Source organism: Myxococcus hansupus (genome assembly GCF_000280925.3).
In the GTDB taxonomy this organism is placed as follows: Bacteria; Myxococcota; Myxococcia; order Myxococcales; family Myxococcaceae; genus Myxococcus; species Myxococcus hansupus.
On record NZ_CP012109.1, the window covers coordinates 5,790,918 to 5,803,300 of the forward strand.

14 protein-coding genes are annotated in these 12,383 nt (G+C 70.4%); 5 read left to right on the forward strand and 9 right to left on the reverse strand.

Annotation, left to right across the window (positions count from 1 at the left end; genetic code table 11):
- Nucleotides 1-30 precede the first annotated feature (30 nt).
- The 4 genes from A176_RS22405 to A176_RS22420 all read right to left on the reverse strand — a co-directional run bounded on the left by A176_RS22405 (nt 31) and on the right by A176_RS22420 (nt 5,786).
- A complete protein-coding gene (locus A176_RS22405; RefSeq protein ID WP_226993959.1) occupies nt 31-927 on the reverse strand; it encodes a DUF2381 family protein in 897 nt (298 codons plus the stop codon).
- Nucleotides 928-1,004: 77 nt separating this feature from the next.
- Complete coding sequence (locus A176_RS40885; RefSeq protein ID WP_002637110.1) at nt 1,005-3,065, reverse strand: serine/threonine protein kinase; 2,061 nt, start codon at nt 3,063-3,065, stop codon at nt 1,005-1,007.
- A gap of 206 nt (nt 3,066-3,271) precedes the next feature.
- Nucleotides 3,272-4,462 (reverse strand): TfuA-like protein, encoded by a 1,191-nt coding sequence (locus A176_RS22415; protein WP_002637112.1) that lies wholly within the window; start codon nt 4,460-4,462, stop codon nt 3,272-3,274.
- Nucleotides 4,463-4,610: 148 nt separating this feature from the next.
- Nucleotides 4,611-5,786 carry a YcaO-like family protein gene (locus tag A176_RS22420; protein WP_002637113.1) on the reverse strand — a complete coding sequence of 392 codons (1,176 nt, stop codon included), beginning with the start codon at nt 5,784-5,786 and terminating at the stop codon, nt 4,611-4,613.
- Between the two features lie 67 nt (nt 5,787-5,853).
- Here A176_RS22420 and A176_RS22425 point away from each other — a divergent pair, with 67 nt between their 5' ends.
- Nucleotides 5,854-6,324: a peroxiredoxin gene (locus A176_RS22425; protein WP_002637114.1), complete on the forward strand. Its 471-nt coding sequence runs from the start codon at nt 5,854-5,856 to the stop codon at nt 6,322-6,324.
- Nucleotides 6,325-6,336: 12 nt separating this feature from the next.
- Here the strand turns inward: A176_RS22425 and A176_RS22430 are convergent, their stop codons facing one another.
- Nucleotides 6,337-6,915, reverse strand: coding sequence for a TIGR02265 family protein (locus tag A176_RS22430; protein WP_002637115.1), 579 nt, complete (start codon nt 6,913-6,915; stop codon nt 6,337-6,339).
- A 172-nt stretch (nt 6,916-7,087) separates the two neighbouring features.
- Between A176_RS22430 and A176_RS22435 the strand changes: the two genes are divergently transcribed.
- From A176_RS22435 to A176_RS22445, 3 genes are read left to right on the forward strand one after another with little or no spacing between them, the layout of a single operon-like run.
- Nucleotides 7,088-7,729 (forward strand): RNA polymerase sigma factor, encoded by a 642-nt coding sequence (locus tag A176_RS22435; protein ID WP_044890692.1) that lies wholly within the window; start codon nt 7,088-7,090, stop codon nt 7,727-7,729.
- On the forward strand, nt 7,729-8,235 hold the full coding sequence (locus A176_RS22440) for a zf-HC2 domain-containing protein (RefSeq protein ID WP_002637117.1): 507 nt from the start codon (nt 7,729-7,731) through the stop codon (nt 8,233-8,235). Before A176_RS22435 ends, A176_RS22440 begins: the two co-directional genes overlap by 1 nt.
- 8 nt (nt 8,236-8,243) lie before the next feature.
- A complete protein-coding gene (locus A176_RS22445; RefSeq protein ID WP_044890712.1) occupies nt 8,244-8,705 on the forward strand; it encodes a hypothetical protein in 462 nt (153 codons plus the stop codon).
- Here the strand turns inward: A176_RS22445 and A176_RS22450 are convergent.
- A complete protein-coding gene (locus A176_RS22450; protein WP_002637119.1) occupies nt 8,702-9,184 on the reverse strand; it encodes an SMI1/KNR4 family protein in 483 nt (160 codons plus the stop codon). The two genes, A176_RS22445 and A176_RS22450, sit on opposite strands and share 4 nt — an antisense overlap.
- 7 nt (nt 9,185-9,191) lie before the next feature.
- Nucleotides 9,192-9,563, reverse strand: coding sequence for a hypothetical protein (locus tag A176_RS22455; RefSeq protein WP_226993960.1), 372 nt, complete (start codon nt 9,561-9,563; stop codon nt 9,192-9,194).
- Nucleotides 9,564-10,022: 459 nt separating this feature from the next.
- Here A176_RS22455 and A176_RS22460 point away from each other — a divergent pair, with 459 nt between their 5' ends.
- Nucleotides 10,023-10,604: a DUF4136 domain-containing protein gene (locus A176_RS22460; protein WP_002637121.1), complete on the forward strand. Its 582-nt coding sequence runs from the start codon at nt 10,023-10,025 to the stop codon at nt 10,602-10,604.
- Between the two features lie 59 nt (nt 10,605-10,663).
- Here A176_RS22460 and A176_RS22465 read toward each other — a convergent pair whose 3' ends face one another.
- Both A176_RS22465 and A176_RS22470 read right to left on the reverse strand, forming a co-directional pair.
- The gene (locus tag A176_RS22465; RefSeq protein WP_002637122.1) at nt 10,664-11,638 is read right to left on the reverse strand and encodes a DUF5996 family protein; all 975 of its coding nucleotides are present in this window, start codon (nt 11,636-11,638) and stop codon (nt 10,664-10,666) included.
- 132 nt (nt 11,639-11,770) lie between these two features.
- The gene (locus A176_RS22470; RefSeq protein ID WP_002637123.1) at nt 11,771-12,367 is read right to left on the reverse strand and encodes a glutathione peroxidase; all 597 of its coding nucleotides are present in this window, start codon (nt 12,365-12,367) and stop codon (nt 11,771-11,773) included.
- Nucleotides 12,368-12,383 lie beyond the last annotated feature (16 nt).

A 12,383-nucleotide genomic window follows, 5' to 3' on the forward strand; every position in this document is an offset into this window, starting at 1 on the left:
CACGGCGGGGCGCGGGGCTCAAGTCGCGGCTCACCGCGGCTGGAGCCCTTCCAACTTCAAGGTCTGCTTCCGGCCCTCGTTCCACATCTCCAGGGTGTACCTGCCCGGCCCCTCGCCCGGGAACACCGGCTCGTCCAGCAGGATGACGATGGGATTCTTCCCGTCGTCCACGGGCCCGGCCTGCCAGGGAGGCAGCGACTTCAACCGCCGGCCCCGGGCGTCCGTGAGCTCCGCCCCCGCCGCGGTCCACCCCCTGTTGGCGCCCGTGGCGGCCAGCGACAACCTCAACGCGGCCCAGCGGGTGGTCAGACGGAGGAAGGTCGCCCGCAGGACGACGAAGTCTCCTGACACCTTCCGGGGCAGCCAGGCCCGGAAGGCGATGGAGTCCTCGTCACCGAGGTCCGCCACCAGGGACTCCCGGCTGCACTCGCTCGGGCGGGAACGCTGCTGCTGAAGCTGCTGAACCTGGCGCTCCAGCCGGAGCACCCCTGAACGCAGCTCCTCCACCTCCTGCTGGTAGGACGCGGCGGAACGCGTCTGGCGGTAGAGCTCCACCTGCCGCTCCGCGCGCGCGGAGTCCACCACGAGCACCATGACGGCGCGCTCCGGCACCGCGCCGTCATGGAAGCGAACCTCCAGCCGAAGCCGCTCGCCCTCTCGGAACGTGGACGAGGGCACCAGCACGAGGTGGTCCTCCGTCACGCCGAAGCGCTGAAAGCGCTCGCGGCCCTCGAGCACCAGTTGCTCGGGGCGGATCCTCGCGTCGAAGAACACGGTGGTGGACAACCCGGGACTGATGCGGACTTCCTGCGGCGCCACCGGTGTCCCCGCCTGGACGTCGATTCTCCGCACCGCGCTCCCGCTGCCGGGCGACTCCTGTGCCGCGGCATGCGCCGTCGCGGCCCACAACACTCCCCAAGTGAGCACGATGAATGCGGGCGAACCAGTCAAGTCCGAGCCACCTCTAGCAAGGGCGCACGCCCACCATGACAGGCGGAGGACGGCTAACGCGTCCCGAGTTTTCCGAGCACCTGCGACGCCGCCAGGTTGACGCCCGGAGGCATCATCGGATTACCGGGGGTGCTCGATTCATCGTATGGCGTCCCGAGCTCCTCCCGGCTGGGATTGTTGACGATGTTTCCGCAGACCGCCATCCGGCGGCCATCGGGGAACTCCGCCTCGGTAATCCAGCCGTAGATGGCCGTCCTCCCCCGGAACACCGTGCCATGCAACCGGGTTCCCTCCGGGAAGATTCGCACGTGGGCGCTCGTGACATTGTTGTGGGCGTAGAGGATGAGGGGGCCGCCGTCCGGAGGCACGGGCACCGGCTTCCAGAGGCGCACACTCGGGACCATGGCCACCGTCTCGTCGTTGCCCATCATCTTCGGAGGAAAGAGGCCAATCTCCGCCATGCCCGCGAGCACCTCTGGAGGGCATTTGCGCTGAGGGGGCGCATCCCGCACCTGCGGCCCACCGGCGCAGGCCGCGGTGAGGCACGCCACGGCGGCGGCCTTGCCCAGCGCTGAGGTGGACGACGGGCGCTTCTTCGGCCGTGGCGCGGCCTCGGTCTCGGCCTCGCCCTCGCCTCCCGCTTCGGCGGAGGCCAGCGCCGCGGCTTGCTCCCCCGCGTCCTGGACCTCGGCTCCCGCGTCCGTGAGGGAGGGCACCACCTCGGGGCTGGGCGTCTCGGAGGAATTCGAAGAACGACTCGTCACTGCGGGACTTCCTTTCTCAATGGGAAGAGACGGTGCGGTCGCCGGATCCACCTCGGAGGGGGACACCAGACGACTCAGCCCGAACGCCACGAGGCCCACGGCCAGCACGGCGGCCACGCCTCGGCCCACGACGCCGCGACGGCGCTTGGGAGCCGGGGGCGGTGGGAGGGGATCCGCCGGAGCATCGGCGGAAGACTTCACGAGCACCTCGGGGGCCGCTGGCGCCGGGGGCGTCGCGGCGGCGGACGCCGGCGCCTCCGGAACGGGCACCTCCCGGGGCTCGGGATTGAGTGGCAACACCGGAGCGATGCCCATGAGGCCCTCGCCTCGCGGCCGTTGCTCGGAGGTGGTGACGGGCGCGTCCGGCACCATGCGAACCCGGGGTGCCTCCGCGTCGCCCGCGCCTTCGGGCGGACGGTCCAGCGACACCTTCCAGGCCGGCTGACGCTTCTCCTTGGCCACGTCCCAGAGGGCCTGGAGCAGGGCCTCCGCGCTCGCGTAGCGGTCCTCGGGGCGCTTGGCGAGCAGCCGCAGGGCGATGTCGCCCAGCGCCCGGGGCACCTTCGGATTGACGACGTGGGGCGCGCGCGGCGTCACCGTCTCGATGGCCGGCAGCAACCGGTCATACGGAAGCTTCGGGTCGAACGCGTAGCCATCCGTGAGCGCCTCGTACAGCAGCGCGCCCAACGCATAGAGGTCCCCGGGCACGCCCGCGTCGAAGTTCGCGCCCTGCTGCCAGGAGCCCTCGCGAAGGAAGGCCACGCATTCGGGAGGCAGCAGGTGGGGCGAGGCGGGCGCCACGCCCACCGTCAACGTGGTGGCGCCGGGCAGCCGCACCGTGCCCAGGTCGATGAGGAAGGGCCGCTCGTCCTCGCGGCGGATGAGCAGGTTGTCGCCCTTGATGTCGCGGTGGTGCACGCCCCGGCGGTGCATGTCCGCCACCACGCGCACCACCTCCGTGAAGACGGACAGCAGGTGCGCCGCCGTGGGCTTCACCCGCCAGCGCCACTCGTGGAACGTCTCGCCATCGATGTAGTCGGTGACGAAGTACAGGTAGCCGTCAGGGGGCTCCGGCCACCGGTCCACCGCGTGGAGCGCCGGAAGGTTCGGGTGCGGCGCGCAGGCCAGCAGCGCCGCCACTTCATGCGCCAGGCGGCCGTTGATGTCTTCCTCTTCCGGGGTGTGCTGGCCCGCCGGACGAAGCGCCATCTTCAGCGAGTAGCTGCGGCCCGCTCGCTCCACCTTGAAGACACGGCCAAAGCCTCCCGAGCCCAACGACTCCAGGATGCGCCATGGGCCGACCTCGCTGTCCGGCACCAACTGGTCTGGATGGAAGGGCGGAGACCTCACTGCCACCCACTCCAGGGGCTCGGGCCTCTAGCGCTGCCGCCCTGCCCCACCAGACGCGTGGCACGCCCAGGACGCACGCCTTCCGGCGGTGCGGTCCACGCGAGAGACTGTTGAACCACCCAGTGAGCGGGGCTGAACAAGGGCAACCTCCAGGGTTGACCCTATCCTTTTCATCCGGGATGTCACGTTTTCACTTACCCGCGAGGTCAGTCCGCCGCGCCCCCGGACCCAACGCCCTCCGTTGGGTCCTCGGGCGCCCCGGCGACTTCGCTCGCGGCCTCCGCCCAGCGCCCGGTGAGGCGGGCCTCGGAGGCCAGGGCCTCGTCCCAGGACGGGCCATCCGGCAACAGCCGTGTCGCGTGCTCCAGGACGAGCCGCTCCAGGGCCCGCTCCTCGCACAGGCGGCGCAGGCCCCACGCGTCCAACCCCAGACGGGAGAGGAACGCGGCGCGCCGGGCCACGGGCACGCGCTGCGCCTGCCACCAGCCGGCTTCCACTTCGGCCACCTCGTCGTCGGAGACGCGCAGGCCCTGGGTCCTCGCCCAACCCGCGAGGAGCGCCCTGCGCAGGCCCGCCTCGGCCAGCGCCTCCGCGTCGGGCGCGTCGCGAAGCGCGTCCAGCACGCGGCCCGAGGACACCCCGCCGTCCTTCCCACCCGTGACGTCGTCCACCAGCCGGCGGCGGCGGACCAGGGAGGAGGGAGATTGCACCTCGCCCCGAGGCGCGGCGGCCCCCGAGGCCACCCACGCCGCGGCGGTCTGGAGGCATGCGAGGGCGTCCCGCCGCTTGAGGTCCTCGGCGCCTTTCGGGAACCAGGCGTCCCAGGCCGCGCGGGTGGGCGCGGACCAGTGCGGCGCCACGGTGTCCAGGACGCGGCCCCAGGTGCGCTCCTGGTAGAAGACGGATTGCGCGGCATCGACGAGCGCCTGCGCCGCCGGGCGCTTGAGCACGCCCGCCTCCGTGGCGCACTCCGCGGCGTGCCGGACGTTGACCAGCGGCACGGTGAGCGGCCGGTAGTCGTGCTCCGCGTCCGCGTGGAGCAACGCCACTTCGGAGTCATCCACCACGGTGCCGTCGCGGTACCACTCGAAGATGCGGCCCACGCCCACCACGCCGTGTGGCACGAGCTCCGCGGCGCGCAGGGCGCCCATGCTCCCGCCGCCGAAGACGGCCACGCCGGCCTCCAGCGCGGCCAGCAGCTCGTGGTGCCACACCGAGGGCTGGGCCTCGAAGACACCATCCACCAGCACAAGGGCCTTGGGACGCAGCGCGAGCGCGCGCCACACGTCCCCCTGCCGAGCGGGCGGGAGCACCGTGCACGGCGTCAGGCGTTGCGCCTCCGCCGCGGGCAGCGAGGGCCCCAGGAACACCACCAGATTGTCCGCGCGCCGCTTCATAGGAGCTCCGAAACCTGCATGCCCGGCACGACCCCGCTCGAAACGCGGAGGCACTTCATTCCGCCACAGTGACGATGCTTCGCCACTCGCCGCCGCATGAGCGCTCCGGGGTGTACGTGCCCGAAACGCGGGGGCGCTTCACGCCGCTTCATAGGAGCTCCGAAACCTGCATGCCCGGCACCACCACGCGCCGCACGTGGAGACCTTCCACCGGTGACGGCATCTCCACCGAGGCCACCCGCTTGAACCCCGCGCCCTCCAGCCGCGAGAGCACCTGACGGACGCGCCGTGGCGCGGGCCCTCGTGCCTGCGCGCCCAGGTCAGGCATGGCCTCCACGCTCCGGCGGGGACGGACCTCGGCACACGCCTCCGCGAAGCCTCGCGCCGCCTCCCGGTCCGTGGCGGCCACGTCCTCGCGGGCACCGTGGATGTCCGTCAGTCGCGACTGCGCCGCTTCCAACAACGCCTTCAGCAGCGCGGACTCCGGCGTCATCGCGCACGCGTAACCCGCGGTGAGCGGCACCGGGCCCTCTTCCAAATCCACCAGCACCGCGGCGCCCACGGGAAGCCCCACCGCCCCCGGCGTGCGCGCGGCGGGCGTGGCATCGAACAGGTACACACCGAAGCCCCGCTCCCGCAGCCGCTGGGCCAGCGCATCCACGGCGGGCGCCCGCTCGCGCAAGCCGGAAGCCCGCAGCAGGCGGCGCTGAACACCCTCCTCCGTCCACCCCTCCGGAAGCGCGCGCGCGAGCTGGTCGCGCTCCGTCGCCTCCAACAGCGCATGCAGCAGCGCCTGGCCCGCGTCCGGGTGCGCGCCGGAGCCGTTGCTGGTCCACGCCACCGCCACCGGTCCGAGCGAGGGACTCCCCGACGGAGGCACGTGCAGTCCCTGCGCGGGCACCCACACCGGCTTGCCCGAATTCAGCTCCGTGGCCTCGCGCCACGCGCAGCGGACGTACTCGCTCCACAAGCGTGGCGCCACCAGCGCCCCCGCGGAGCCCAGGTCCTCCGCGCTCCACAGCGTGCCCACGCGGCCGTCGAGCTCCACCATGGAGCCCCAGACACACGCGCCGGGCTCCACCGACTCCGCGGCCCACAGCTCCGCCGTCTCCAGCAGCGCGCCCCAGGCCGCGTCCTCGTACGAGAGGCCCTTGCCGTTGCACACCTGCAGAACATGCCCGCCGGGGCGTACGGCGCACGCCACCTCCACGCCGGTCCGGTCCAGCCCCGTGACACGCGCCACCCGCGTCACGCCCAGGGCCTGGGCCAGTCGTTGTTGAAACCGCTGAGATGACTGCTCGTCCCTGTCCCTGGAAGGCCGCACGGGCGCGGACCTTAGCCTGAACGCTTGTCCAACGGGCCCACCGCAAACGTGGTAGGGACGCAGCGGCATGCCTTCCGTCGGAGACATCGCACCGGACTTCACCGCCACCGACTGCCATGGGGCGCCCGTTCAGCTCTCGTCCCTGCGCGGCCGGCGCGTGGTGCTCTTCTTCTACCCCAAGGCCTTCACGCTGGGCTGCACCATCGAGAACCGCGCGTTCCGGGACAACCACGAGGTGCTCAAGGGCCTGGGCGCGGAGCTCGTGGGCGTCTCCGTGGACACGCAGCGCACCCAGTGCGAGTTCGCGGAGGCGGAGGACATCCACTTCGCGCTGCTCGGCGACGCGGACCGGGCCATCAGCCGCGCCTATGACGTGCTCTGGCCCGTGCTCAACGTCGACCGCCGCGTCACCTTCATCATCGGTCCGGACGGCCGCATCGAGGACATCATCCGGCACGAGGTCCGCGTGTACCGCCACCTGGACGACGTGCTCCGCTACCTGCGCGCGAATCCGCTGCCGGACGTCGCGTCGCCCTGAGCCGCGCCGCGCTCACTCCCACGCGCAGTGGTACTCGCAGTGCGGCGCGCCCCGCGCCCTGCACATGGGGTGGCTGATGCGCACCGACTGGCCCCCGCACAGCTCGATGGCCCGCTCATGCCAGCCGATGATGGTCAGGCAGTCCGGCACCGTGACGTTCTCCGCGCCAAAGGTGCGCAGCACGCCGGAGCGCGGGCCCGTCGGCTCGTAGGTGCGCGAGCCCACCGCGTAATAGAAGCGGTAGATTTGTGGCGCCTGGCTCAGCAGGAAGTGCGGCTCGCCCGCCTTGACGAAGACGTGCTGCGCGCCGTGCAACGCCTCGTCGGCGGAGGCGCGGCCCATTTCGAGGAACGCCCGGTCCTCGTCCTCCGGCGACACCACCCCGGCGATGGCCGCGTCGAGCCGCAAATTCAACTCCAGGGGATACCAGCCGACCGGCAGCAACATCTTGCGCAGCAGCGCCTGGTCCTCCGCGGGCAAGCGCCGGAGCACCTCGTCCACCCGTCCCTGCCCACCGTGGTGGCGCAGCATGTTGAGCCGCGAGATGAGCACGCCGCCCTTGATGCGTGAGCTAGATCCTTGGGTCAACATTCCCCCGTCCCAGGCCATCACTGTCACGCCATTGTCCCAGCGCCGACTGTCCGCCAGCAACCCAGGGAGGCAGGTTTGTCGCCCCTACTCCCAGCAATTCTTGAACAACTGGAAATTATCCGACGAAATCGGGTCGAAATTAACCTTTGTCCCCGACCGGGGTTGGAGCCACGTGAGCATCAGGGAAACAGGCGGCCGGGTGGTGTCCCTGCCCGCGCGCATGGCCCGGGCGGGCCTGGAGCGAGCCTCGGACGAGGCCCTCTGCCGCGCGTTCCTGGAGGGTGAGCCGGCGGCCTTCGAGGTGCTGGTGATGCGGCACCGCTCGCTCGTCTTCTCCCTGGTGCGCCGCTACGTGTCGCGGCCGGAGGACGCCGCCGACCTGGTGCAGAGCGCCTTCCTGCGCGCTCTGGAGGCCTCGCGCCGCGTGTTCGCGCGCTTCACGCCGTCGGGGCCCGCGCCGTTCCGGGCGTGGCTGGTGCGCATCGCGCTCAACCTGGCGAAGAACCACGCGAGGCAGGGGCAGCGCTGGCGCCCGGTGCTGGTGGCCTCCGAGCCGGACGACCTGGCGCAGGACCCGTCCGAGTCCGCGCAGGACCGGCTGGAGCGCGCCGAGCGCGAGCGGCAGGTGCGCGCCGAGGTGCTCACCCTGCCCCGCCGCCAGCGCGAGGTGCTGACGTTGCGGGTGGACGGCGGGCTGGCGTTCAAGGATATCGCCGAGACGCTCGGCATCACGGAGAACAACGCGAAGGTGCAGTTCCACCATGCGATGAAGCGCCTCAAGGCGCGGGTGGGCGCGCCCGAGGAGAAGCACTGATGGCTGCGTGCCCTGACCAGGAGGAGCGGCTGGACCTGCACGCCGCGGGGGCGCTCGAGGACGCCGAGGCGGTGGCGCTCATGGCGCACCTCGAAAGCTGCGAGGGCTGCCGGCGGGCCTTCGACGCGTCCGTGGAGCTGCTCGCGCTGGTGGCGCTGCCTCCCATCACCGCGCAGGAGAAGTCGGAGCTGGAGGAGCTGCCCCGGCGCACGCTGTCCGAGTGGCGGCGGAGCGCCCGGAAGCAGGGCCTGGGGCTGCGGACCCTGGGCGGGCTGGTGGCCGCCGCCGCGGCGGTGACGCTGGTGCTGCTGGTGCCCGGCACGTGGCGGTTCCCGGGCGAGGCCCGCACCGCGCAGCCCACGGCGGGGGCACAGCCCGTCGAGGAGCTGGACGCGGAGACGATGGCGGCCATCGAGGCCTGGGCCGGGCTGGAGCCGTTGGACGCGATGGAGGACTCCGACCGCTGGGACGAGGACTTCGACTTCGAGCTGGGAGAGACGCTGTGACGACGCGGATGGCGGTGATGCTGTTGGCCCTGGTCCCCCTGGTGGCGGCGGCCTCGCCTTCCGGGCGGGAGGCCCGCGCCGAGGAGCGGATGGAGCACGCGGAGAAGCGGCACCGGCTGCGGCAGGTGCTGGAGCTGTCGGACGTGCTCGGCCTGAACAACGCGCAGGCGCTGAAGCTGGAAGAGACGCTGCGCAAGTTCGACGAGCGGCGCCGCCCGCTGCGCAAGCAGGTCCGCGAGTCGGCCCGCATCCTCCACCGGGCCTCGCGCGGTGACAGTGAGGCCCTGTCCCAGGTGGACGCGGCGGCGCTGGGCGCCTTCGAGGCGAGGGAGCGCATCGCGGCGCTCGACAAGGAGCTGTACCAGACGCTGGCGAAGGACCTGCCGCAAGAGAAGCGGGCGACGCTCGCGCTCACGCTGGCGCGCAGCGAGGGCCGGAAGAAGGGCAAGTGGGAGCCCGAGAAGGACTAAGAGTTGCTTTGGGGCTCTTGCTCCGTTGACAGCCAGAACCACTGTTCTTTCGAATCAAGCGCGCCCTGCAAGAAGTCCCGGAAGGATGCGGCGATTTTGGGGCAGTAGTCCGGCTCAGGGAACGCCTCGTTGTAGCCGTCACGCAACGGGTATCGGCCCTCGTGCTGTTCGCTCACGTCAAGCAGGATGAAGTTGCTATCCCGCACACGGCAGAGCGCGTACCAAGCCGCCGGCCCCGCATCGTCGCTGTCGTCGTTGCGCATGACGACTCGGGCGCGCCGAAGTTCCGCCAACGGAACAAAGGCGAATGCAGGGTCAACCCGGTCGAAGAGGCGCGCGCCGTTGCAATACAAGTAGAAGGCGCGCAGGTCCGGGTCCAGTCGCCAACCTTCGCGGTGTTCGAACTCTTCGATTTGCTCGGATGTCGCAGGGGGATTCGGGTGGTGGAGTCGCAACACCTCATCGAGGAGGGCCTTCATGGACCGGTCATTCTCCATAGGGATAGTCCACACCGGTCGAGGTCCACGGTGGGTTGTTCGCGTAGCATTGCTTGTAAGCGCCCGGGAGCTGCTGATGCAGGTCCTGCGGGAACGGAATGATGTTATCCCAGTCGGTGGGGTTCCCACCGTGCCAGAGGTCTCGGACGTGATGCCCTTCATAGGGCGTCCCCGTGGCATCGGTGGGCCATGCGCCAAATCGGTTTGCCCACTGGCTCCGAAATTCGGACCGCATGCTGTTCCATTGTCCTCGCGCGGCGTTGGTCTGCGCGGGGGCAAGCGTCGCGTAGTTGCAGCAACAATGCGTCATGCCGTAGCGGCTACCCGCACGCATGACAGCTCCCTGGAAGTCCATCTTCACGTCCGCCAGCCACATACAACCTTGGAGCGCATGGCCGCTTCCTGAGCACTTCGAGCGACAGTACTCCACGAGTTGGCTGCTGCACTGCCAAGGCCCGTAGAAAATGACTGTTCGGAACTGCCCTCCGCTCGGGAGTGTCACCACCGGGCCAACCCATTTCCGGACGGAAGCGTCAGGTCTTGTCATTGGGCCTTCAGCGCATGCCGTGAGGACAAGCGCAAACAACAGGGGGAAGCCTGGACGCCTAGAAGGAGCTGCATTCACGGCATTCATGCTCCGCAACATAGTGCGTGGTTCCGATAGACCCTCAGGGCAACTGACGTGCGCTGCTGGACGACCTCGTTCACCTAGCACCGTGGCCGGGGAGGACCGGGCGTCCAGCGCCGAGGGGCGCCTCGCGGCGTGAGTACCGTCAGGGAGGCAACGGCGCGCGCCGCGCCGCCACCGAAGGAGGCTCCCTTGCGGCTGCTGACCCGAATCGCCCCACCCTTGCTGGCACTGGCCTTCGCCGCGTGCTCCGGCATCGACGTCAACACCAACTATGACCCTTCCGCCACGCAGAAGCTGGAGGGGTACCGCACCTATGCCTGGCTCCCGCAGCCCACGGGCAAGGATGACCGCGTGTACAACCCCATCGTCGGCGCGCGCGTCGAGCAGACGGTGGACCGCTACCTGCTGGCGCGCGGCTACAAGAAGGTGGAGACCGGCGCCAACCCGGACTTCCTCATCGGGTGGCATGGCGCCATCCACAACGCGCTGAAGGCCGAGACGGTCGACGACTACTACGGCTACCCCTGGGGCGGCCCCTTCACGGACCCCTTCTACGCGGGCGGCGCCGTCACCATGCCGGAGACATACCTGCGCGAGTACGAGGAAGGCTCCCTCATCCTCGACGTCGTCGACCCGGAGTCGAAGCAGCTCGTCTGGCGTGGCACGGCCCAGGCGGAGCTGAGCGAGAACGCCAACGCCCAGAAGCAGCAGAAGAAGCTGGATGAATCCGTGGAGCAATTGCTGAAGCACTTCCCGCCCAAGACCAAGTGAGGCCCTGGGCGAAGGCCCGGCACCGGCCTCGCGGGGGGTACCCGCGGGGCCGGCGGCCGTCAGGGCGCGGGCTGCTCGGCCAAGGTGCCCGCGTCCACCCCGCGGCGTGCGCGCTGGGCTTCGGGGACGATGAGCGGCCGCTCCAAACGGTCCCGCTCCCAGCCGCCCAGGTCCGCGCAGGCCGCGTAGGTGCTCTGGAGGAAATCGAGCAGGACCGCCTTGGGGTCATCCGCCCGCCTCACGTCATCGTAGGACAGCAGGTACTCCTTGATGGCCCCGTCGTACCGGGCCGCGGCCGGACGCACCTTCGCGGTGGCGAAGCCCTCCGGCTCCGGCGCCGCGTAACTGTAGAAGGCCGCGCCACCCGTCGCGAGGAGTCCGGGCCAGAAGCCCGCGCTGCTGACCTCCTCGCAGTACGCCTCCTGGGTGATGGGGTCCGCGCCGGGGCGATCTGGCGCGGGGCGTCCGGAGAAGCGCGTCACCGCCAGGTCGAAGCTCCCCCAGAAGAAGTGCACCGGACTGCACTTGCCGGTGAAGCGCGCGCGGAACTCCTCGAAGACGAGCGTGGCCTGCATCGTGGCCCGCCACCAGCGCTCCACCGCCTCGCCGTCATAGCTGCGGTGTTGCAGGTCCTGGCTGAACGGAATCGCGTCCTCGGGAATCTCGACGGGATGCTCCCAGATGCGCGTTTCGACGCCCATGGAGCGCAGCGTCGCCATGACATCCCGGTAGAACTCCGCCACCGGCCGGGGCTCCAGCGCCATCACCCGCGTGGGCCCGCGACTGGCGCGGAAGAGGAGCTCGTGCGAGCGGAAGTCGAAGTCGACTTCGAACGCGCCCTGCCCATACGGAATGAGGCCCGTCGTCATTCCGCGCGCCGTCACGCGGAACGCCACGTTCCACCAGTGATTCTGGGGTGGCGTCAGCGCGAGCTTCACCTTGCCGATGACCTGCGTGTACCGGTGCAGCGTGGCGTAGGTGTCCTTCCACGCGTCCAGGGGCAGCGGTGGCCACGCCGCGTCCAGCGTCTCCATGGGGTCTCCCTTCGAGCCGTGTCCGGCATTCAGGGTGAGCCCCCACCGCCGCCACGGCCAGGGTGGCGGCCTGGGTTGCCTGCCGCCAGGGCGGGGGCCAGAGGGCCAGCCCCCACGCGCCCCTTCCTGGGACTACGGCTGCGCGAGCGCGCTGTCGATGGCCGCCTTCAGCTCCGCGCTGTCCGGCGTCACCGCGCTGGGGAAGGCGGCCTTCACCTGGCCGTCCTTGCCCACCACGTACTTGTGGAAGTTCCACTTGGGCGCGGGGTGGTCCTTCGACAGGAACGCGTAGACGGGCGACTGGCCGTCTCCCTTCGTCTTCACCTTCTCGAACATGGGGAAGGTGACCTTGAAGCGCAGCTCGCAGAACTTCTTGATCTCCTCCGACGAGCCCGGCTCCTGCCCGCCGAAGTCGTTGGACGGGAAGCCCGCCACGACGAGCCCCTTGTCCTTGTACGCCTGGTGGAGCTTCTCCAGGCCCGCGTACTGCGGCGTGTAGCCACATTCGGAAGCGGTGTTCACCACCAGGACGACCTTGCCCTGGTAGCTGGACAGCTTCTCGGGCTTGCCGTCGAGCCGGTTGGCGGAGAGGTCATGGAAGGACATGGGCTTCTTCTCGCTCGGGGTTTCGGACTTCGCGGTGGGGGGCTTCGGCGCCGCCGGCTTCGCGGCCAGGGCCGGGGAGACGGCGAGCGCCGCGGTCAGGGACAGCAGGGGGAGGGTCTTCATGCCATCCCCACAATGC